Origin of the sequence: Sphingomonas mucosissima, assembly GCF_002197665.1 — a bacterium.
Taxonomy (GTDB): Bacteria; Pseudomonadota; Alphaproteobacteria; order Sphingomonadales; family Sphingomonadaceae; genus Sphingomonas; species Sphingomonas mucosissima.
The window spans coordinates 852,842-874,299 of record NZ_NBBJ01000001.1; the positions used below are offsets into that span (position 1 = coordinate 852,842).

Genomic DNA, 21,458 nt, shown 5'->3' on the forward strand with positions numbered 1-21,458 from the left:
GTCAGCGCGCCCCGCCCTGGGCCTTCTGCTGCTGCTTCAGCTGCTCGGGCGAGGGGGGCTTGGGCTGCTGGGGTGCGGAGGCAGGAACCGGCCGAATGGTTGCATCGGGCCGGAGGTTGGCGGTGCCCTGGGTGATCACCTTGTCACCAGGACGCAGCCCGCCCGTCACGACCCAGTTGGCGCCTTCAGCACGGATCGCCTCAACCGTGCGCTGCACCGCTTTGTTGTTGGCTCCCACGACCCAGACCGTCGCGTCGCCCTTTGGATCGCGCGACACGGCGGTTTGCGGCACGAGGAACGCGTTGGTCTCGATCGCTTGAGCGAAGACGGCCCGCACGAACATGCCGGGAAGGAGCAAGCCGTTTGCGTTCGGGAAGCGGGCGCGCAGCGTCACCGTGCCCGTCTGCTGGTCCACGACAACTTCGCTGAACTCGACCGTGCCGGTGGCGCCGTAGTCGCTGCCATCCTCCAGTTTCAGCCGCACGTTGGCGTTCGCCGGCAAGACACCGCCAGCCGCCATGCGGCGGCGAAGCTGGAGCAACGATGCGGCGGATTGCTGAATGTCGACGTAAATCGGATCGAGTTGCTGGATGGTCGTCAGCGGCTCGGCCTGACTGGAGGTGACGAGGGCGCCGACGGTGAACAAGGATCGGCCGATGCGCCCGGTGATCGGCGCCGGGACGGTCGTGAAGCGAAGGTTGATCCGCGCCGTTTCCAGCTGCGCTCGATTTTGCGCAATGCTCGCTTCAGCCTGCCGCTGGGTGGCAAGCGCGTCGGTATAATCCTGTTTGCTGACGGCTTCGATCGCGGCGAGCGGGCGGAAGCGATCCGCGCGGATCCGGGCGGCCTCGGCGGTGGCACGCGCGCTGGCGACGTTGGCCGTCGCCTCGTTCACCGCGGCACGATAAAGGCTCGGGTCGATCTGGTAGAGCGGCTCCCCGCGCCGGACGATCGTCCCTTCCTCGAAGAAACGCTTCTGGATGACGCCGCTCACCTGCGGGCGAACTTCCGAGCTTTGATAAGCAAAGGTGCGGCCAGCGAGCTCGGTGACGAGCGGTACGCTGGTTTGCTGCACGACGACATAGCCGACCTGCGCCGCGCCGCCGCGTTCCCCCCGTCCGCCCCGCCCACCGGGCTGCTCGGACTGGCCGCTGCACGCCGCCAGAGCCAGGGCGCCGAGCACCGCCAGTCCGCGTGCATTGATCAGCGACATCGATCCCGTTTGCTTGCCGATACGTCGATCAACCCCGTGCCGAGGCGCACGAACCGTCACGCGATCCATTATAACGTGATCTCCGCAAACGTGCGATGAGGATGAGGCGACCGGCGATAGCCGTGCCGTGTGCCGCCTCGGGTAATCTCTTTCGTGACCAGTTGCCACCCTCAACATGTCGCAAGATGTCGCGACCGCACTGGTTTTTAACCATGAAACTAATCTTCCCTAAAGGCGTTGGACGGTACGGAGTTGTATCGAAAGATCGAGCGACCCGCGTGAAAAGGGGCAATTGTGAGTTTCAATTCGGGGTGTCACCGCTGGCTTGCCTTTGCACTGATCGCGGCTTCGTCCGGGGCGATGGCGCAAATGTCGACGCCGGGCACCGCGCCCGCCAGGGGCCCTGATGCGCCGCGTGAGGACATAGCGCAGCGGCCCGCTGCCGACCCTGACAGCAACGCGCCAATCGTCCCCGATGCCGCTTTCGATGCCGCTCTCCCGTCGCTTTCCGACGACATCAACGCGCCGCTTGAGCCGATACCGTCCGCGCCCGCCGGCACGAACGCGCCGGTTTCGCCCGCTGTTCCGGGGGAGATCGCCCCGGCCGCCGCCGTTGACCCAGAGCTGGAACAGCCGCTGCAGCCGCTGGCAAACACGAACACCGTGCCGCTGCAAACAGCCGCCGACGCTACTGAGAATGAGCGGCTTCAGATCCGCTACGACGTGGCCGTGCGTGGCTTAGAGGAGCTTGGCTTGGACGATGAGTTCAAGTCCTTGTCCGCGCTTCGCGAAGGAGACGGGAAGGCGGCCAACGCCACGCAGGTCAGTGCGCGCGCAAGGGAAGACGAGCAACTTGCCGTCCGCCTGATGAAGTCGCTCGGCTATTATGATGGCGTGGCCAGCTCCACCATCGAGACGGTAGGCACCGAACCGGGCCGCGTGCGTGCTGTGCTGACGGCGACGCCGGGCAAGCTCTACAAGCTGGGCGAGATCAACGTGGTAGCGGGGCCGACGGTGCCACCCAACCTGGTGCGCGACCAGCTTCCGCTCAGAACGGGCGATCCGCTGGAAGCCGCCCGCGTCCAAGGCGCGGAAGCGAACGTTGCCCTGGTGTTGCCGCAGCGCGGCTATCCCTTCGTTGACGTGGGCGACCGCGACATCCTGCTCGACGATCAAACGCTGACGGGCGATTATACGCTTCCGGTGGAGACGGGCCCACGATCATCGTTTGGCGTCCTGCGCACCGAAGGCGATGCTGTCTTTGACCTGGATCACCTCAGCATATTCCCGCGGTTCAAGCGGGGTGAATTGTACGACACGCGCAAACGCGACGATCTGCGCGAAGCGTTGGTGGCGACCGGCCTCTTTGGCACCGTCGGCGTGGAGCCGGTGCGTACCGGCCAGCCCGGGCCTGATGGAACGGAACAGGTCGATTTGCTGGTGCGCCAGTCCAAGGGGCTGTGGCGCAGCTTGGCGGGCAGTGGCGGCTATGGCACGGGCGAGGGCATCAAGCTCGAGGGCAGTTGGACCCATCGCAATCTGTTTCCGCCGGAGGGGGCGCTGGTCCTTACCGCGATCGCCGGAACGCAGCAGCAGGGCGCCTCCGCAACGTTCCGCCGCCAGAATGCCGGCCGGCGCGACCGGAGCTTTTCGACCGGCCTTTCCGCCAATCACGCGAATTACGATGCCTTTGACGCGTTTACGGGCACCGCATTCGTGCGCTGGGCCTATGACTCCACACCAATCTGGCAGAAGCGCTTCACCTATGCATTCGGTGCGGAGTTGACGGGCACGAACGAACGTGTCTTCGATTTCGACCGCAACGAGCGTGTGCGCCGCACGTACGGCATCGCTGCGATTCCGACGCAGGCGGTCTGGGATACGTCCGACGATCTGCTCAACCCGACGCGCGGCTATCGCTTGAAGCTGAACCTCAGCCCCGAGACATCCATGCAGGACTCGGTTCGTCCGTATGTTCGCACGATGGTCGAGGGTACGGTTTACTACCCGGTGAGCGACCGGTTGGTGATCGCCGGACGTGCGCGCGCCGGATCCATTCTTGGCGTGGAACGTGACTCACTGGCGCCGTCGCGCCGCTATTATGGCGGTGGCGGTGGATCGGTGCGCGGTTATGGCTTCCAGCGGCTGGGGCCGCTTGAGCCCGTTTCATCGCTGGTGCCGAACGACGATGGCGAGATCGACATCGGTGATCTTCGCCCCGTTGGTGGTCGAAGCCTGAACGAGTTTGCGCTCGAAGCGCGCTATCGGTTCGGCAACTTCGGCATCGTTCCGTTCATCGACGCCGGTAATGCTTATGAAAGCGCCTTCCCCAAGGCTTCCGATCTTCGCTTCGGGGCTGGCATCGGCGGGCGTTTCTATACCAATTTCGGGCCGATGCGCGTCGACATTGCCACGCCGCTCAATCCTCGGCCGGGTGATGGCCGAGTGGCTCTCTACGTTTCTATCGGGCAGGCGTTCTAATGGCTGAAGACAACGCGGCCGAGCAGACGTTGCCCGCCCATACAATCGTGGTTCGTCCCCCGCTGTGGCAGCGGATCCTGAAATGGGTTGGCATTGCGATCGGCGCATTGCTGCTGCTGCTGGTGGCCGTTGTTTTCGGCATCAACACCGATCCAGGGCGCCGCTTCGTTGCCGATCAGTTGGGCGATTACAGCACGGCGGGTGGCCTCAACATCAAGGTGGGCCGGATCGACGGTTCGCTGTACGGCCGCATGGTGCTGACGGATGTAAGGGTCAGCGATCCCAAGGGCGTGTTCATCACCTCTCCGCGACTGGACGTGGATTGGCGGCCATTCGCCTTCCTCAACAATCATGTGGACGTGAGGAGCTTGCAAAGCGAGCTCATCACCATGGCGCGCAATCCTGAGCTGATCCCGCAGCCGAGCGATCCCAATGCGCCATTGTTGCCGGATCTCGACATCGACATCGAGCGCCTGCGCGTCGCCCGCTTTGTCATGGAGCCGGCAGTCGCTGGGCGCCGCCATGTCGGCAGGATTGAGGGCGCGGCCCATATTGCCGATCGACGCGCGCAGCTCACCGTGGACGCAGCGGCGTTGCGTGGTTCTGGTATCGCGGGCGGCGACACGCTTCGCCTGCGCCTGGATGCCGTGCCCGATGACAACAAGCTTGATCTCGACGCACGTCTGTTTGCGCCGGCCGGAGGGCTGGTGGCGTCGATAGCAGGCACCAAGGCGCCGCTTACTGCCGTCATCGGCGGCAAGGGCAGCTGGGCTTCATGGCAGGGCAAGGCCGTTGCCAGCCTCGGCGGCGGCCAACTGGCGGATCTCGCCGTTACTGCCCGAAACGGGCAGATCGCGGTGCGCGGTTTCGCCCAGCCCGGGCTCTATCTCGAGGGACCAGTCGAGCGGCTGACCGCGCCGCGGCTGAATGTCGCCATCGACACCACCTTGCAAGAGCGCCGCGCCGATACGCGCATCAAGCTGAAGTCCGACGCGCTGGCGGTGGACGCTGGCGGGCTTATCGACTTCGCCAACAGCCGCTTTGGCAATTTTGCGGTTGATGCCAAGCTGCTGACCCCGGGCGCGATTGCCCCCAACCTGCGTGGCCGCGACGTGCTGGCCCGTGTGGTGCTGAACGGCGCGTTTGCGACGCCGACCGTGGACTATAAGGTGCGGGCCACGGCGATGGGCTTCGGCGACACGGTTGTCGAGAACCTTTACGCCGAGGGTCTGGCGCGGGTGGACGCCGATCGGATCCTGGTGCCCGTCAAGGCGCGCGCGCGGCGGATCAGCGGGCTCAACCCGGCCTTGGGCGGGCTGACCACCAACGCCCGGATCGAGGGCGACATCGCCATCGACATGCCCACCATCCTGTCCGACAATCTTCGGATCCGCTCCGACACGATCGACGCAACCGCCATTGTTGCCGCCAACATGGAGACGGGGCGCTACACCGGCGCGATCAAGGGACGCGTCAATAATTTCCGTGTGGACGGCGTTGGCATCATCAACCTGAACACCGACGCTGAGCTCGTCACCAAGCCTAATGGCGGCTTTGGGATCATCGGCCGCGTTGGCATTCAGACGCGCGAGATCTTCAACGATGGCGTGCGCACGTTCCTTGGCGGCAACGCTGTCGCGGTCGCCAACCTCAGCTATGACACCGACGGGCTGGTGACGTTCCGCAACGTTCGCGTGACGGCGCCCTCGTTCAGGGTGACACGTGGCAGCGGCCGCTACGATTTGAATACCGGCGCGGTTCTGGTCGAAGCTGATGCGTATTCGGCACAATATGGCCCGTTGTTCGCCCGCGTCAGCGGGAGTGCAGCGGCACCGATCGTCAATGTGCGCGCGCCGCGGCCGGGCCTTGGCGTGGGCCTCGCGAACCTCGATGCGCGAATTGTCGGCCGTGGGGGCGCCTATGCCGTGACGGCTACCGGCCAGACGACGTACGGGCCGTTCAATGCGGACGTCTTGGTGAACCCGGGTACGCAGCTTGCTGTCGATGTTCGCCGTGTCGTGTTTGCCGGGGTGAACTTCTCCGGCCGGGTGGTGCAGACGGGGGCAGGGCCATTTGCCGGACGTGTCCAGTTTGCCGGTTCCGGCCTTTCCGGTGCGGCGCTGCTGAGTGCGCAAGGTCGTTATCAGCGCGCGGACGTGGATGCGCGCGCCTATGCAGCGCAAATCCCCGGGGATGTTGATTTCGTGATCGGTCGCGGGATCGTGAAGGCAAGCGTTGTGCTTTACGACAATCCGCAGGTGATCGCCGACGCTCAGGTCGCCGATCTTCGATATGGGCCGACCGTGATACAGTCTGGCCGCATGAAGGTGAATTACGCCGGTGGCCGCGGTACCGCTCAGGCTTTGCTGACCGGCTCGAACAGCGTGCCGTTCCGCCTTGCGGCCAATGCACGGCTTTCCCCGAGCGAGTATCTCGTCGCGCTTCAGGGGCAAGCCAACGGCATCAACTTCCGCACGCAGAACCCGGCCCGGATCACGACCACCGGCGGCACCTATCGCTTGGCACCGACGCAGGTTTCCTTTGATCAAGGGCGCCTGCGCGTGGCGGGGAGCTATGGCGCTGGACTAACCGCACAGATGCGCCTCGATAGTCTGGACCTCTCGGTGGCGAATGCGCTCGTTCCCAATCTGGGTCTTGGCGGTCGCGCAACCGGCAGCCTGGACTTCACGCAGAGGAACCCCAATGCGTTCCCGCAGGCGGATGCGCGCATGACGATCACGGGCTTCACACGCTCGAGCTTGGCCAGCGTGTCACAGCCGGTGGACGTCGTTCTTGCCGGTCGACTGGTGCAGAGTGGCGGCGAGCTTCGGGCTTTGGTGCGCCGGGGGACGACGACCGTCGGCCGCGCACAGGCGTTCCTGCGCCCGGCGGGTGCGGGTGGCTCCTGGGCCTCCCAGCTGATGGCGGCGCCGCTGAGTGGCGGCATTCGCTACAACGGCCCGTCGGGCGTGCTTTTCAGCCTGGCCGGCCTTGCCGAACAGCAATTGAGCGGGCCGATCGTGGTCGCGGCGGATTTCTACGGGCGTGCGTCCGCGCCGCAGCTGAATGGCGTGATCCGGGCGGACAGCCTGACCTATGACAACGAAACATACGGTACGCGCTTGTCGAACATGGCGATCAGGGCGCGTTTCACTGCGGATCGACTGCAACTGGAAAGCCTGACCGCAAAGGCCGGCGACGGCACCGTCCGCGCGCAGGGCTATGTCAGCCTCGCAGCTGACCAGGGCTATCCCATGCAGATCGATGCCCGCCTTGATGACGCGCAACTGGCCCGTTCGGACGCCATCGGCGCAACGGCGAGCGGGACCGTTTCCGTAACGAACGGTCGTGGCGGTGGACTGATCAAGGCGGATCTCACCATTCCAGAGGCCCGCTATGAGATCATCCGCCAGGGCGCGGCCGAGGTTCCCGAGCTGACCGGGGTACGCCGGAAAAGTGATATCAGGCCCGCGAGGATCACTGACCGTCCGGCGCCCGCATCACCGCCGGGCCTGTTCCGTCTCGACATGCGGGTGCGGGCGGATAACCGACTGTTCGTGTCGGGCATGGGGCTGGAAAGCGAATGGGAGGCCGACATGCGGATCGGCGGAACTTCTGCTGCGCCGACGATTGCCGGCGGCCTCGACCTTGTGCGCGGTACCTATTCGTTCGCTGGCAAGCGCTTCGAAGTGGAGCGCGGGCGTGTTCGCTTCCGTGGCGGTCAAATGACCGATCCGGACCTGGACATCCGCGCGACGACCGAAAATGATGGGGTGACCTTTGTCATCAACATCACCGGCACGGGGCAGCGGCCGCAGATCGCCTTTACCTCCAGCCCGGCGCTTCCGCAGGACGAGGTGCTGAGCCGGCTGCTCTTCGGCACCAATCCCGAGAACTTGTCGGCGACCGAAGCGATCCAGCTCGCCGCAGCGCTGAACTCGCTGCGCGGCTCTGGTGGCGGCCTCAATCCGCTGGGCAAGCTGCGCTCAGCAACGGGCTTCGATCGCCTGCGGGTGCTTGGGGCTGACGATGCCAGTGGCCGCGGCACGTCGCTGGCTGCCGGCAAGTACCTGACCGACGATATCTACATCGAGATCGTCACCGACGCCCGCGGCTTCACGGCCACTCAGCTGACCATCGCTCTGACAAGGTCGCTCAGCCTGCTGACGCAGGCCGGCTCGTTCGGCGGATCGAACGCGCAGCTGCGCTACTCCAGGGACTATTGAGGAACGAGGCGGGCGCGCCGCCGTGTGGCGCGTCGGCGCGCGACTCAAGGCGCCGCGCGGTTGCGGCGTAGAGACTGATGAGCGGGAGAGTTGATAGCGCCCCGGGCGTGCCGGGCGCAGGCGCGATTATGCGCAAGATGGCCGGTGAGGAACGAGCGATGTCGCTCCTCACCGGGAAAAGAGGGATCAGCGGATCGGGGAGTTCGGATCGAGCCGCATGTCGAGGTAATTGTCGACCGACGTCATCAGGTCGTCCATCTCATGCTGGAAGAAATGGTTGGCGCGCGGGATCACGTCGTGATGGATCGTGATGTGCTTTTGCGTACGCAGCTTGTCGACCAGCTTCTGGGTCGCTGGCGGAGTCGCCACTTCATCTTCCGCCCCCTGGATGATGATCCCGGAAGACGGGCAGGGAGCCAGGAAGGTGAAGTCGTACAGGTTCGCCGGCGGCGCAACCGAGATGAAGCCGCGGATCTCCGGGCGGCGCATCAGCAATTGCATCCCGATCCAGGCGCCGAAGCTGAAGCCTGCAATCCAGGTGGTCGACGCTTCCGGATGAAAGCTTTGTACCCAGTCGAGCGCGCTTGCCGCGTCCGAAAGCTCGCCTACGCCGTTGTCGAACGTGCCCTGGCTTTTGCCCACACCACGAAAGTTGAAGCGCAGGGTCGCAAATCCGCGGCGCTGGAACGTTTTGTAGAGCGCCTGAACGATGTGGTTGTTCATCGTTCCGCCGGCGGTCGGGTGCGGATGAAGGATCATCGCGACCGGCGCACGCGGCTTGGGAGCGGGGGCGAAACGCCCTTCGAGACGGCCTTCTGGGCCAGGAAAGATCACTTCGGGCATCGTTACTCTATTTAGTTTGCTGCCGCGGATGTGGCGCGTTGAACGTGGGGCTATATAGGGATCGCACCCGAATATGGAACGAGTTTTGCCTCAGCGTCTCTATCTGGATCACGCCGCCACCACACCAATGACGTCGCAGGCGAGGGACGCTTTGCTTCGGGGCGTGGAAATGTGGGCCAATCCTTCCTCGCCGCATGCGGAAGGGCGCGCGGCGCGGGCCGCGCTGGAGGAAGCGCGGGCGACGATCGGTGCGGCTTACGCCTGGCGCGGCGAGGTGCTGCTGACCAGCGGGGCGAGCGAATCGCTGTGGATCGCGCTTCGGCGGGGGACTTGTGGGCGGCAGCTTATCTCGCGCGTGGAGCATGACGCCGCCGTGCGAGCGGCAGGGGAGGGTGCGGAATTCATCACGGTGACTGCTGATGGCCGGGTCGACCCGGAGGAGCTGCGGCGGCAGCTTCTGTCGGGATCCGCAAGCGGCGATGCGCCGGCAACGCGGTCATTGGTGTGTGTGCAATGGTGCAACAGTGAAAGCGGTGTGATTCAGCCCATCGCTGACATCGCGCGAGTTGTTCACGACGCGCGCGGGCTTTTGCTCGTCGATGCGGCGCAGATGCCATCCTCGCCTGAACTTGCCGAGCATGCCGACTTCGTGGCGCTTTCGGCGCACAAGCGTGGCGGGCCGCCGGGGATCGGGGCGTTGCTCGTTCGTGACCTGGCGACTTTGGTGCCGACCGGCGGCCAAGAGCGCGGTTATCGCGCCGGGACGGAGAACCTGCCCGCTGCGATGGGCTATGCGGCTGCGCTGAGCGAGCCGGAGCCCGATCACGCCCCCCTTCGCGCGCGGCTGGATGATGCCATCCGTCGCTCCGGCGGCTTGGTCGTAGCCGACGCGGCGCCGCGGCACCCGGCGATCGGCAGCTATCGGTTACCAGGCGTGAGCGCCAACGCTCAGCTGATCCGGCTCGATCTGGAGCAGATTTCGGTGTCTGCCGGCAGCGCGTGCGCGAGCGGCAGCCTGAAGCCGAGCCATGTGCTTCGCGCCATGGGCTGGTCAGAAGCGGAAACGCGCGAGGTGATCCGTGTGAGCTTCGGACGGACCACCACGGAGGCCGATATCGACCGCTTTATCCAAGCGTGGCGCAACATGGCGCGCAGCGTCCGGGTGCTTGCCGCATGATTTACCTGGACTATCAGGCATCCACGCCGCTTGCGCCCGAAGCGTTTGAGGCCATGGTGCCGTGGCTGCGCGATCAGTTCGCCAATCCCCACTCGGCCAGCCGGCTGGGTCGCGCCGCCAAGGCAGCGATCGAAGTGGCGCGCGAGCAAGTCGCAGTGTTGCTGCCGCCCGGGGGGCGGGTGGTCTTCACCAGTGGTGCCACGGAGGCACTGAACTGGGCGGTTAAGGGCAGTCGCGGGTCCGTGGTCACCATCGCCAGTGAACATGCGGCGGTGCTCGATACGGCGCGGGCGGAAGGCGCGCGCGGACGCGAGGTGACGGTGCTGCCGGTGCGGCCGGATGGGCGGATCGACCTGTGGGTGGCGCGACGTGTTCTGGGGCAGGGCGCGGGCTTGCTGGCGGCCATGCTGGTCAACAACGAGATCGGCATCATCCAGCCTGTTCCGGAACTCGCGCGCATTGCGCGACAGAATGGTGCGGTCGTCTTGTGCGACGCGGTACAGGGCTATGGCCGCATCGCCATCCCGGAAGAGTGCGACATGGTGGCGATCTCGGCGCACAAGATCCACGGGCCGAAAGGGGTGGGTGCGCTGTGGATCAGGGACGGCGTGACGCTCGATCCGCTGCTCGACGGCGGGGATCAGGAGATAGGGCGTTCGGGAACGTTGAGCCCGGCTCTCTGCGTCGGCTTTGGCGTCGCCGCTCGGCTGATGATGGAGCGGCAGGGGGCGGATGCAGCGCATATTGCACGCCTGTGGGATATCGCGACGCACCGGCTAAGTGGCTGGACGATCAATGGGTCGGAGGAACATCGCTACCACGGAAATCTTAACGTGCGGCGTCGCGGCCTGGACGTGAACCGGCTGATGAGCGACTGCCGGAACGTGGCGTTCTCGGCGGGATCGGCGTGTGCAAGTGGTTCGGGACGGCCCTCGCATGTTCTGAAGGCGATCGGCCTCCTGGATGCCGATGCGCGATCTTCGATACGGCTGGGCTTCGGGCGGTACACGACAGAGGCGGAGTTGCGGGAAGCATTGGACCTGATCGTCGCCGCCGCGGATGCGCAGCAGGTTTTCGCATGAAGATCAGGTTCGAGGTGGCGGACGGGCCGGTTACCGAGGCTGATGCGGCGCCCGGCGAACGGTTGCTCGACGTAGGGCAGCGCGTTGGAATGCCGCTGGAAGGGACGTGCGAAGGGCAAATGGCGTGCGCGACCTGCCACGTTATTGTTTCGCCGGAATACTTCGGGCTGCTGCCAGCGGTGGCCGAGGAAGAAGAAGACATGCTCGATCTCGCGCCACAGGCGGCGCGAACCAGCCGATTATCGTGCCAGATCGTGCTAGAACCGGCCTGTGACGGCCTCACCGTCCGCATTCCCTAACTGCGATCATCGCCGGGCTTGAACCGCTCGCGCGGCTCGGCCATATGGCGCGCGGGAGTCGGGCGGACGTGGTCGTCGCCAACCTGGTCAGATCCTGACGGAAGCAGCCACAACGATTTCGCCGCGGGTCGTTCCGGCTCCCACCGCAGCCCATGTCACCAAAGTACACAGAGCACCGCCGCGATCGCCTTGCCGGGCTCGTCCGGTTGGCCTGCGCCCATCCGGCGCGGTCATCTCCCTTCGACAACCAGGGTCTGTGCGCCTAGATAGGCGGCAATGACCGACTCCCTTCTTGGCCTAGATGAACCGGTTCAGCCGAAGCGCGGTGGCGAAGCGTATCGCGTGCTGGCGCGCAAATATCGACCGCAGACGTTCCAGGCGCTGATCGGCCAGGAGGCGATGGTGCGGACGCTGGAGAATGCGATCCGCCGGGATCGGATCGCGCATGCGTTTCTACTCACCGGCGTGCGCGGCGTCGGCAAGACCTCGACCGCGCGGCTGATCGCCAAGGCGCTCAACTGCGTCGGACCGGATGGGAACGGCGGCGCTACTATCGATCCGTGCGGGCAGTGCGAGCCGTGCCGGGCGATCGCGGAAGGCCGTCATGTCGATGTGATCGAGATGGACGCTGCGAGCCACACCGGCATCGACGACATTCGCGAGATCATCGAGGCATCGCGATATGCCGCAGTCTCCGCGCGGTACAAAGTATATATCATCGACGAAGTCCACATGCTGTCAAAAGCGGCCTTCAACGGTCTGCTGAAGACGCTGGAGGAGCCGCCCGGCCATGTGAAGTTCCTGTTCGCCACGACGGAGGTGAACAAGGTGCCCGTGACTGTGCTGTCGCGCTGCCAGCGCTTCGACCTGCGGCGCATTCCGGCGGACAAGCTTGCCGAGCACTTCGCCGCAGTGTGCCAGCAAGAGGGCGTGACTGCCGAGCCGGAGGCGCTGGCGCTGATCGCACGGGCGGCCGAAGGCTCCGCCCGCGATGGCCTGTCGATCCTGGACCAAGGGATCGCCCATGCCGATCTGCAAGGCGGCGGTGTCACGGCGAGCGCCGTTCGCGAGATGCTGGGTCTGTCGGATCGCAGTGCGGTGCGTGACCTGTTGGCGCTTCTTCTTTCAGGCGATGCGCCGGGTGCGCTGGCGGCGCTGCGACGCCAATATGATTATGGCGTCGATCCCCAGGGCGTGCTTCGCGCGTTGCTGGAGGCCGTTCATGGCGTGACGTTGGCCAAGATCGGCAGCGCGGAAGACCCGGCGCAGCCGGCAGAGGAGCGCGAAGCCTATCGCGACTGGGCGACCAAGCTCTCGTTCCCGCTGCTCCATCGTTTGTGGCAGCTGCTCCTTAAAGGCCATGACGAGGTGGCTAAGGCAGCGCTGCCGATCGAGACCGCGGAGATGGCGCTGCTGCGCATCGTTCATGCGCGCAGCCTTCCCGATCCCGGTGAACTTGCCCGCTATCTTAGCGAGGGCCGCACGGATCAACCGCAAGTGGCCGCGCCCGCGGCCGTTTCCCTTTCGGCGCCCACCGCCGCGCCTGCCGTTCCCGCGCCCGTAGCGGCAGAAAAGCCGGCGTTTGCCGCCACCTTCGCCGCGCTGGTGGCCGAGCTTGAAGAGAACGGGCAACATCTGCTGGCGGTGCGACTGGCGCACGGCGCACGTGTCGTCAGCTATGCGCCGCCTGAGATTGTGTTCAGCGGAACACGGCCGATCGCGACCGATACGCTGGCCGAGACGGCGACCGCGTTGCGCGCAATGACCGGGACGGCGTGGAAGCTCTCCATGCTGGACGCACCAGGCGAAGTGACGCTGAAGGAAGCCGCCGACGCCGCGGCGGAAGCGGAGCGTCAGGCGGTGCTCGCGTCCCCGTTGGTGAAGGCGGCGCTCCAAGCCTTCCCCGATGCCGAACTGATTGACTGGCCCAAGAAGAGGAACAACGCGTGAAGGATATCAACGAACTTCTCGCCGCAGCGCAGAGCGCGGCGGAGAATGTGCAGAAGCAGATGGACGAGGCCCAGGCCACGCTCGACAAGATCGAGGTCGAGGGCGCATCTGGCGGTGGGCTGGTCAAGATCAAGGCCACTGCCAAGGGTCGCATCCTTTCCGTCGCAATCGACGATTCCCTGGTGGTCCTGTCGGAAAAGCAAATGCTGGAAGATCTGGTCGCGGCAGCGTTCAACGACGCCCGTGCGAAGGCTGACGCCGCCTCTTCGCAGGAGATGGCCAAGATGACGACCGGCATTCCGCTGCCGCCGGGGTTCAAACTGCCGTTCTGATCGGCGCGGCAGGGCTGATGAGTTCCACCCGTTTCACCGCGGGAACAACCTTCTTCAGCCCTGCGTTGCGGCTCTCGGTAAAGATGGAGCGTATCATGACCGACGAGCGTGTAACGGAAACTTCAACGCCGAATACCACGATCATCGAACGGCGTAGTGGTGGCGGCAGCGGCATGTTGATCGGGCTGGCCGTTCTACTTGCCGTGATCGTGGCAGCCTTCTTCCTGTTCAACCAGTCGAAGAATGAAGGCATGGAAAGCCGGGCGATCACTTCGGCCGCGCAGAGCGTGGGTGATACCGCAGAAAAGGCCGGCGCAGCTATCGACGGCGCGGCCAAGTAAAACAATCGAGGTCACGCCCGGCAAGTCACCGAAGGCAGGCGTCCAATCCTTGACGCCTGACCACCCCGACGTGCCGGGCGATGGCGTTGCCATGGCGACGCACGAGGCCCCGTGGATCCACTGCCTCCCGCCGTTTCGGGAGCGGCAGTACCGCCGCGATACGGGCGGCCTCGGTGGGCGTGAGTTTCTGCGCTGAATGATTGAAGTAGCGCATCGCGCCCGCCTGCGCCCCGTAAGTGCCGATCCCGGTTTCGGCGACGTTGAGATACATTTCCATGATCCGGCGCTTCCCCCAGACCGCCTCGATCAAAACGGTGAACCAGGCCTCGAACGCCTTTCGAACATAGCCGCCGCCCTGAAACAGGAAGACGTTCTTGGCCGTCTGTTGGCTGATCGTTGATCCGCCTCGGATCCGCCCGCCTTTTGCGTTGCGATAGGCTGCGCCGGCGATGGCGCTGAAATCGAAGCCGCGGTGGCTGCAGAATTTTGCATCTTCGCCCGCGATCGCAGCACGCGCCATGTCCGGATCGATTTGGTCCAGGGGACGCCATTCATTGGTGATCGAGCGGCCGGCAAGCAGATCACCGATCATGGTGAAGGTGATCGGCGGCGGCACGAACCGGAACAGGGCGACGAGCGCCAGCGACAGCACCACGAACCAGATCACTGCTTTGATCGAAAGTCGTAAAAGAGAAAGCGCCATCCTGTTCTGCTAGCCTCGAAAGCTTGGTAGAATCAACGCGTGGCCTGCCGATCGGCAGCGACGCCGCGAGCGGCGGCGGAGGGGGGCACGCCGGCCGCGAATTGCTGCACCTCACCCCGACGGCGGCGACGCCGCGTTTCTCGCACTTATGTTGCCTGGCGGCTTGGCGCCCAAGCGATCGACTAAACCGACGCGCTTGCCACCTGCTTGAACACCGCTGCGTAGCGCTCCGCCATCTCGATCGAGGTCAGCGGCCGCGGCAGCGCGCGTTGCAGTCTCGTATGGAGCGCCTCGTCCGCCGCCTGTGCGATCTGGTCGGCAAGATCGGCGGGATCGTTGCGAACGAAGTGAAGCCCGGTTTCTCCATCCACAACCTTTTCGGCCATGCCGCCGATGCCGGTGCAAATAACCGGCCGCCGTGCCCGAAAGGCCTCCTGGATCACCACTGGCGAATTCTCCCACCACGTGCTCGGCATGACGACATAGTCGCATTCGGCCATCAGCTGCGCGACGTTTTGGTTATCGTAGGGGCCAAGATAGGAGAGAAAGGGAAATTCCTGCACCGCGGCATTGAACCTGTCGATGAAGCTCGCGGACTGTCCGACGAAATTGCCGTGAACGGCAATTCGGATCGTCGCGGCCAACGCGGGATCGCGCGCCAACACCGCGCAGGCATCCAGGAGCACGCCGACGCCCTTGAAGGGATTGATCTGTCCGAAGTATCCGAACCTCCAGACGCCGCGTGAGCGCCGCCGCTCCTGCACAGTTTCGACAGAAGGCACGCCATTTTCGATAACCTCGACCCGCTCACGCGGCAGGCCTTGCTCGATCATTTTCTCGGCAAGGAAGTGGCTCGGCGATACGAACGCTGAGACCGGGGTGAGGGCAGTTGCCACGTGCTGTTGCCGCACGGCGAATTGTTGCTTGCTGTGTTCGGGATAGCATTTGTGGCACGCGGCGGGCGAAGGCCCCTGGCAGAGCATTTGACCTGGCCTAGTCACGAGTTGGCCGTGATTATTACAAATGGCGAGATATTCGTGGATGGTGAGCACCACATCGATCCCTGCCGCCGCCACATCGGCCAATGCACCGACGCCGATGTGTAGAAAGTGATGCGCGTTAAACAAGGAGACGTTCTGCGCCTGCAGGAGCTGGAGCAGAGATTGCCGCACGTCACGTGGCGCAATGTGGTACAAATGATCGTAGAAGGCGCCGCGTACCGGCAGCGCAAACTCGTGCGCGCCCAAGGTTATCTCGTCGAGATTGGCTTCATCGCATGCGGCGATGAGAATGGCGTCCCGCCCAATTGCGCGCAGCCCACGGAACAGATTGTAGGCAGAAATTTCCGCGCCCCCGGAGGTGAGCGAGGGATGCGTGTGACTGAAAATCGCGATCCGACCCCTGCCCTGCGGCTGGCGCATGTCACCCTTATCCATAAGCACGGCGGACGGCCTCGTTGATCTTGAGCGTAAACGGCGACCCCGGTGCGGGACCGAGCGATACGGCCGCGTTGGCAATGACGGGAATCGGTTTGCCTTGTGGTGGCAATTGAATGCCACCGATGCGCGGCGGCGCTGCCGCGCACAGCCGCCGCCAGCGCGCAAGATCGGCGACGAAGGCATCAAGGCCGAGAGCGGGCGGGGGACCTCCTGCGGGATCGTCTATCGCGAGCAGGGCGAAGGTGCCCTCGTCGCTCGCGACGTCCTTCCATCCGGTCGCCGTCAGCAAGATGTGGCTAGCCACCCAAGCGATCCGTTCGGACGACAGCGTCGCCGCGACCTCCTCGATCACGTCGGAGGTGGGCGCTGCATCGCCGGTAAAAAACAGGCTGCATGGTCTTCCGGCGGCGTGTTGCAGTTGCGCAAACAGGGTCAGCACCAGACCGCGATGTTCATCAGGACTCGCGATGATCGATATACCCCAGTCTTCCGGCAAGAAGGCGGCATGCGCCAAAGCCTGGTCGAACAACAGGAATATATCTGCCGACTGTCTGGGGGCGGCCAGCAGCAGCGAGGAGCGGACAGGATTGCATTCGTAACCTCGTACGCTGCGCGCCTGCACCTGCGCGAACCGAGCAGCATGATAGGCTAGCTCAGGGAAGAACCGTTCAGCCTCGATTGCCGGGTATAACCGGCAGATGGCGTCGAACGAGGATGTCAGACCAAGCACCCGCACGGTGACGGGCGGTACCTCTACGATGGTGCTGGTGCCATCCTGCCAGACCACCTCAAGCGAGAGTTGGTCCAGTGCAGCCTGGTCGATTGGACCGGGAAACAATGTAACAAAACCTGCAGTTTTCAGTGCTTGCTCAACGTTTGGAAGCAATTCGGCCACGTCAGACCGGGCAAATCGCGACTGGCATAGTTCGACGGCTCGCACTGTATGACTGCCGACTTTCAGCACGAACCGCGACGCTTGCCTGTTCGAGCTGAGCGCCCATCCGTTCACAAATGCTCCGAAACCGGGAAGCACCGCGACTTCGTCTACCTGCACGCGATTGGAACCCAGGCGATCCGCGGGCAAGTAACGATTGGCTTCAAGCATTTTGAGCATGGCAGCGCGATGAGGGCCTGATGCTCGACTTAAGGTGTCGCGCGCGATCGAAAGAACTGCCTCTGGCTCCATGAGGGGGGCGGGACGTACGGGCTCAAGATACCGGCCACTTCCATCTGCCAGCACGATCTGCGGCGGCATATTTATTTTAACGAGCCAGTCGGTTTGAATTACCGCAACAAACGCCTTGGCGTTAGCCGCAAGATCGGCACGCGGGGCCAAGCTGATAGCCATCCCCCCAGAGTAGCGGTCTTCGTCCACGATGATCACGGGGCGATCCGTCACGGTATCCTCGATCATCCAGCCGACCATCCAGGTGACGCCTGACTCGCTCGTCCATATCCCCTCGAGATAGCCTATCTGGTTGCTTGGCGTTGAGGCCGTAGCCTCGTTTACCAAGGGCATGGCGTCTGACGCATGTTGGTTCAGGGTGGCGCGCAGCCGGTCGCTGCCAAGATCCGTTGGCGGAGAAATGGGGCGGATCATCTCCAGCGTTCGCACCGGGCACTCAGCTTCGAGTCGGGAGGAGCCTTGAACCCGCACATGCAGATCGCCCAAATGACCCTGAGCGGCGGCATCCTTGATGGCGCGCCCCGCCTCATCGCCAAACCGAAAGCCGGGCCGACACGGAAGACCGACGGAAGAGCAAACGTCGGGGCGCTCCAACCCGGTCTGCGTCCGTGCCAAGCAAAGCGTACCGGCCCAAAGCTCGACATCGAGGATGCGCTGGGGCTCGGCCAGATCAAGAACCCAGCCTTGTACGCCTTCCACTTCGTGCAGCTGCTCAACAAGGCCGTGCATGGCATCCCCAATTTCGACCGGTTCCGCGGCCATCCCTCAGCCTGCCCTGCGCCATTCCGGCAAAACAGAACGGCATGGGGGTGTTTGTCAACCGGATCGTAGCCAAGTGACCGTTTGTGCAGGTGAAAGCGCGCGCAAGTGTCGTGCTTGCGTGATCGTCGCTGATACTGGATAGGCGGAACTTACCAAATCGCACGTGCTGGGAGCGATCGGGTGAGGTCTCTGCTCCGGCGCTTGCGATTTCGCGCGCCTTTATGCCTGAAGAAACAGGCAGATTGCCAATCGCGAGATTAGGTGGTCGGGGAAAGAGGATTCGAACCTCCGGCCCCTGCGTCCCGAACACAGTGCTCTACCAGGCTGAGCTATTCCCCGACCAAGTGCCAACCGGTTGGAGCCGGCGGCAGGCGGCGGCTTATATCAGCGAAATCGGGCGCAGCAAGGGGCTAATCACGGGATTTTTGGTGCCGCGTTTTGGCTCGAGTAGAGGTTCGATCATGCGATGCCGGAGCCGTTATATCGCTTGTTGGCCATTGCGGGCGACAGCGCTCGCAAGAGGGCCAACAATCCCTTCGTGCAAGCAACCACCACCGCGAATTTCGGTTCCCGTTGCGTTCGAAGGCGGGCGGCAACGCGGAGCGGATCCTTGGGCCCGCTCCGCTTCGTGATCATTGAGCGGGTGGAGCCGCGGCGGATGCGCTGTCCGGGAGGCCGCCGAGCTGCGATACAAGCTTCGTGTATGCGTCCAAGTAGCTCAGCACGATGATCTGACCGATCGCCGTGTTCTGATAACCGCCGGCTGCCGCGCCGCCAAAGGTGCCGCCGGTGAAAAGGCCGCCACCACCGCCAAACCCGATGTCGGATTTGCGCGCATAGCCCTCCGTCAGGGCTTCTTCTTCGGTCGTACGTGCATTCACCAGACTCAGGGTTGTCTTCGCCTCGCCCTTCTTCACGTTGATGCCGCCAGCGACGGCACCGATCGCACCGCCGAACAGGCCGCCCACGCCGCCGAGCACGCCGCCGAGACCGCCACCGCCAGAGTTGCGGTTCGCCGTTACGATATCAGGCTGAAGGAAATAGTCAGCGGCGCGAACCTGGCCTCGGCCAAGGTTTGAATTCTGCTGAAGCTCTCCCGAATCGGCCATGGCACGCTCCAGATTCCGGCTCATCATCGCGCGGCCGCGGTTTACGATGGTGAAGCAACCGGATTTCTGAACGAAGATCTTGATGATCGCCTCGGGGCTGCCGAGGTTGAATTCTCGCCACCATTGATTGTCTGGCTCCACGATGGCCAGCGTGCCCAAGCGCTTGGTGCAGACCGGAATTTGGGCCTCACCACGCTGCTGCGCCTGGTGCGCGGACGAGCCCTTGTTCTGCGCGGTGGCTGGCACGGCAGCAAGCAGCGCGGCGACGGCGGCAATGGTAAGCGACGTACGCATTCTCTATTTCCCCCTGTTACAATCTTCGCGCCCGACCTTGTCGTGGACCATTCGGGTGCGCTGACGTTACGGCAACTCTACCATCAGGCGTTTCCGCTCGCCAGCGCCGGTAAGGGCAAACGAAGGTGGCGCTTTGGCATTGCGGCGCATGGTGCTAACGCGCGCGGCATCACTCGAGCTGGCAGAATTCCGTGGCGACTGAGCTTTCCAAGATCCGTAACTTCTCGATCATTGCCCATATCGATCATGGCAAGTCGACGCTGGCCGACCGGCTGATCCAGCGCACCGGGGGGCTCTCCGAGCGCGAGATGAGCGCGCAAGTCCTTGATAACATGGACATTGAGAAGGAGCGGGGGATCACCATCAAGGCGCAGACGGTGCGCCTGGAATGGAAAGGCCATGTCCTCAACCTGATGGACACGCCGGGGCATGTCGACTTCGCATATGAGGTCAGCCGCAGCCTGGCCGCGTGCGAGGGCGCGCTGCTGGTGGTGGACGCGGCGCAGGGCGTGGAGGCGCAGACGCTCGCCAACGTGTACCAATCGATCGAGCACGACCATGAGATCGTGCCCGTCATCAACAAGATCGATCTGCCCGCGGCCGAGCCGGAAAAGGTGCGCAAGGAGATCGAGGACGTCATCGGCCTCGACGCGAGCGGCGCGGTGCTGGCCAGCGCCAAGTCCGGAATCGGCATAGAGGAGATCCTGGACGCGATCGTCGAGCGCATTCCGGCGCCAAGGGGCGACGCGACCGCGCCGCTGAAGGCGATGCTGGTCGACAGCTGGTACGACCCGTATCTCGGCGTCGTGATCCTTGTCCGCGTGATCGACGGCACGCTGAAGAAGGGCCAGCAGGTCACCTTCATGCAGGCGGGCACGCAGCATCTGGTGGACCGGGTGGGGTGCTTCCGCCCCAAGATCGAGCAACTGGCGGACCTGGGGCCGGGCGAGATCGGCTTCATCACCGCGCAGATCAAGGACGTGGCGCAGGCGCGCGTCGGCGACACGCTGACCGATGCGAAGCGGCCCGCGGCCGAGGCGCTGCCGGGGTTCAAGGAAGTGCAGCCGGTGGTGTTCTGCGGGCTGTTCCCGGTGGACGCCAACGACTTCGAGAAACTGCGCGAATCGATCAGCAAGCTGCGGCTGAACGACGCATCGTTCAGTTTCGAGATGGAGACGAGCGCGGCGCTGGGCTTCGGCTTCCGCTGCGGCTTCCTGGGGCTGCTCCACCTGGAGATCATCCAGGAGCGGCTGACGCGCGAATATGATCTGGACCTGATCACGACCGCGCCGAGCGTGGTGTACGAGATCGAGCTGACGCACGACGGCGGCATGATCGAGCTGCACAACCCGGCCGACATGCCCGATCCCAACAAGATCGCGATGATCAGCGAGCCGTGGATTGAGGCGACGATCTACGTCCCCGACGAATATCTCGGCTCCATCCTGAAGCTGTGCCAGGACCGCCGCGGCATCCAGAAGAACCTGACGTATGTCGGCGGGCGTGCGCAGGTAACGTACGAATTGCCGCTGAACGAAGTGGTGTTCGATTTCTATGACCGGCTGAAGAGCATCAGCCGCGGCTATGCCAGTTTCGACTATCACCAGATCGGCTATCGCGAGGGCGACCTGGTCAAGATGAGCATCCTGGTCAACAACGAGCCGGTCGATGCGCTGAGCATGATCGTCCACCGCGGCACCGCGGAGACGCGCGGGCGCGGCATGTGCGAGCGGCTGAAGGACCTGATCCCGCGCCACATGTTCAAGATCCCGATCCAGGCGGCGATCGGCGGCAAGGTGATCGCGCGCGAGACGATCGCGGCGCTGCGCAAGGACGTGACCGCGAAATGCTATGGCGGCGACGCGACGCGCAAGCGCAAGCTGCTGGAGAAGCAGAAGGAAGGCAAGAAGCGCATGCGGGAATATGGCTCGGTGAGCATCCCGCAGGAGGCGTTCATTGCGGCGCTGAGGATGGGCGACGACGCCTGATTTTAGCACGGTATCGCCGCGCTAAAATCAGAC

At 64.2% G+C, this 21,458-nt stretch carries 15 protein-coding genes, 1 tRNA gene and 1 other RNA gene; 10 read left to right on the forward strand and 7 right to left on the reverse strand.

Going from position 1 to position 21,458, the window contains the following annotated elements:
• Position 1 precedes the first annotated feature (1 nt).
• On the reverse strand, positions 2-1,213 hold the full coding sequence (locus SPMU_RS04095) for an efflux RND transporter periplasmic adaptor subunit (protein ID WP_088333150.1): 1,212 nt from the start codon (positions 1,211-1,213) through the stop codon (positions 2-4).
• A 360-nt stretch (positions 1,214-1,573) separates the two neighbouring features.
• Here SPMU_RS04095 and SPMU_RS04100 point away from each other — a divergent pair, with 360 nt between their 5' ends.
• Positions 1,574-3,694, forward strand: coding sequence for an autotransporter assembly complex protein TamA (locus SPMU_RS04100; RefSeq protein WP_425442140.1), 2,121 nt, complete (start codon positions 1,574-1,576; stop codon positions 3,692-3,694).
• A complete protein-coding gene (locus tag SPMU_RS04105) occupies positions 3,694-7,920 on the forward strand; it encodes a translocation/assembly module TamB domain-containing protein (protein ID WP_088332165.1) in 4,227 nt (1,408 codons plus the stop codon). Before SPMU_RS04100 ends, SPMU_RS04105 begins: the two co-directional genes overlap by 1 nt.
• 186 nt (positions 7,921-8,106) lie before the next feature.
• On the opposite strand, the gene SPMU_RS04110 is transcribed toward SPMU_RS04105, so the two are convergent.
• On the reverse strand, positions 8,107-8,763 hold the full coding sequence (locus SPMU_RS04110; protein ID WP_088332167.1) for an alpha/beta hydrolase: 657 nt from the start codon (positions 8,761-8,763) through the stop codon (positions 8,107-8,109).
• A gap of 73 nt (positions 8,764-8,836) precedes the next feature.
• Here SPMU_RS04110 and SPMU_RS04115 point away from each other — a divergent pair, with 73 nt between their 5' ends.
• The 7 genes from SPMU_RS04115 to SPMU_RS04145 all read left to right on the forward strand — a co-directional run bounded on the left by SPMU_RS04115 (position 8,837) and on the right by SPMU_RS04145 (position 13,944).
• The gene (locus SPMU_RS04115; RefSeq protein ID WP_088332169.1) at positions 8,837-9,940 is read left to right on the forward strand and encodes a cysteine desulfurase family protein; all 1,104 of its coding nucleotides are present in this window, start codon (positions 8,837-8,839) and stop codon (positions 9,938-9,940) included.
• Positions 9,937-11,022, forward strand: a complete 1,086-nt coding sequence (locus SPMU_RS04120) for a cysteine desulfurase family protein (RefSeq protein WP_088332171.1) — start codon at positions 9,937-9,939, stop codon at positions 11,020-11,022. The genes SPMU_RS04115 and SPMU_RS04120 overlap by 4 nt, the downstream gene beginning before the upstream one ends.
• The gene (locus SPMU_RS04125) at positions 11,019-11,321 is read left to right on the forward strand and encodes a 2Fe-2S iron-sulfur cluster-binding protein (protein ID WP_088332173.1); all 303 of its coding nucleotides are present in this window, start codon (positions 11,019-11,021) and stop codon (positions 11,319-11,321) included. Before SPMU_RS04120 ends, SPMU_RS04125 begins: the two co-directional genes overlap by 4 nt.
• Positions 11,322-11,371: 50 nt before the next feature.
• An RNA gene (gene ffs / locus SPMU_RS04130) (signal recognition particle sRNA small type) lies at positions 11,372-11,469 on the forward strand.
• A gap of 128 nt (positions 11,470-11,597) precedes the next feature.
• Positions 11,598-13,271 (forward strand): DNA polymerase III subunit gamma/tau, encoded by a 1,674-nt coding sequence (locus SPMU_RS04135; protein WP_088332175.1) that lies wholly within the window; start codon positions 11,598-11,600, stop codon positions 13,269-13,271.
• Positions 13,268-13,603, forward strand: coding sequence for a YbaB/EbfC family nucleoid-associated protein (locus tag SPMU_RS04140; RefSeq protein ID WP_088332177.1), 336 nt, complete (start codon positions 13,268-13,270; stop codon positions 13,601-13,603). The genes SPMU_RS04135 and SPMU_RS04140 overlap by 4 nt, the downstream gene beginning before the upstream one ends.
• A 95-nt stretch (positions 13,604-13,698) precedes the next feature.
• Entirely contained in the window at positions 13,699-13,944 is a 246-nt protein-coding gene (locus SPMU_RS04145) for a hypothetical protein (RefSeq protein WP_088333152.1), read from the forward strand.
• A gap of 25 nt (positions 13,945-13,969) precedes the next feature.
• Here SPMU_RS04145 and mtgA read toward each other — a convergent pair whose 3' ends face one another.
• The 5 genes from mtgA to SPMU_RS04165 form a co-directional block, all read right to left on the reverse strand.
• Complete coding sequence (gene mtgA / locus SPMU_RS04150; protein WP_088332179.1) at positions 13,970-14,647, reverse strand: monofunctional biosynthetic peptidoglycan transglycosylase; 678 nt, start codon at positions 14,645-14,647, stop codon at positions 13,970-13,972.
• A gap of 182 nt (positions 14,648-14,829) precedes the next feature.
• Complete coding sequence (locus SPMU_RS04155) at positions 14,830-16,083, reverse strand: glycosyltransferase (RefSeq protein WP_342746434.1); 1,254 nt, start codon at positions 16,081-16,083, stop codon at positions 14,830-14,832.
• Positions 16,076-18,034, reverse strand: coding sequence for a hypothetical protein (locus SPMU_RS17175; protein WP_169715632.1), 1,959 nt, complete (start codon positions 18,032-18,034; stop codon positions 16,076-16,078). The genes SPMU_RS04155 and SPMU_RS17175 overlap by 8 nt, the downstream gene beginning before the upstream one ends.
• Positions 18,035-18,296: 262 nt before the next feature.
• Positions 18,297-18,373: transfer RNA gene (locus tag SPMU_RS04160), tRNA-Pro, on the reverse strand.
• Positions 18,374-18,666: 293 nt separating this feature from the next.
• Positions 18,667-19,437, reverse strand: a complete 771-nt coding sequence (locus SPMU_RS04165) for a CsgG/HfaB family protein (protein WP_088332183.1) — start codon at positions 19,435-19,437, stop codon at positions 18,667-18,669.
• A 191-nt stretch (positions 19,438-19,628) separates the two neighbouring features.
• Between SPMU_RS04165 and lepA the strand changes: the two genes are divergently transcribed.
• Positions 19,629-21,425, forward strand: a complete 1,797-nt coding sequence (gene lepA / locus SPMU_RS04170) for a translation elongation factor 4 (RefSeq protein ID WP_088332185.1) — start codon at positions 19,629-19,631, stop codon at positions 21,423-21,425.
• Positions 21,426-21,458: the final 33 nt, after the last annotated feature.

Bases quoted from the DNA above. Each gene is read 5' to 3' on its own strand.
- SPMU_RS04115 (WP_088332169.1), top strand. From the start codon at position 8,837: ATGGAACGAGTTTTGCCTCAGCGTCTCTATCTGGATCACGCCGCCACC.
- SPMU_RS04135 (WP_088332175.1), top strand. From the start codon at position 11,598: ATGACCGACTCCCTTCTTGGCCTAGATGAACCGGTTCAGCCGAAGCGC.
- SPMU_RS04145 (WP_088333152.1), top strand. From the start codon at position 13,699: ATGACCGACGAGCGTGTAACGGAAACTTCAACGCCGAATACCACGATC.
- mtgA (WP_088332179.1), bottom strand. From the start codon at position 14,647: ATGGCGCTTTCTCTTTTACGACTTTCGATCAAAGCAGTGATCTGGTTC.
- SPMU_RS04155 (WP_342746434.1), bottom strand. From the start codon at position 16,083: ATGGATAAGGGTGACATGCGCCAGCCGCAGGGCAGGGGTCGGATCGCG.
- SPMU_RS04105 (WP_088332165.1), top strand. From the start codon at position 3,694: ATGGCTGAAGACAACGCGGCCGAGCAGACGTTGCCCGCCCATACAATC.
- SPMU_RS04165 (WP_088332183.1), bottom strand. From the start codon at position 19,437: ATGCGTACGTCGCTTACCATTGCCGCCGTCGCCGCGCTGCTTGCTGCC.
- SPMU_RS17175 (WP_169715632.1), bottom strand. From the start codon at position 18,034: ATGGCCGCGGAACCGGTCGAAATTGGGGATGCCATGCACGGCCTTGTT.
- SPMU_RS04125 (WP_088332173.1), top strand. From the start codon at position 11,019: ATGAAGATCAGGTTCGAGGTGGCGGACGGGCCGGTTACCGAGGCTGAT.
- SPMU_RS04120 (WP_088332171.1), top strand. From the start codon at position 9,937: ATGATTTACCTGGACTATCAGGCATCCACGCCGCTTGCGCCCGAAGCG.
- SPMU_RS04110 (WP_088332167.1), bottom strand. From the start codon at position 8,763: ATGCCCGAAGTGATCTTTCCTGGCCCAGAAGGCCGTCTCGAAGGGCGT.
- SPMU_RS04095 (WP_088333150.1), bottom strand. From the start codon at position 1,213: ATGTCGCTGATCAATGCACGCGGACTGGCGGTGCTCGGCGCCCTGGCT.
- SPMU_RS04100 (WP_425442140.1), top strand. From the start codon at position 1,574: ATGGCGCAAATGTCGACGCCGGGCACCGCGCCCGCCAGGGGCCCTGAT.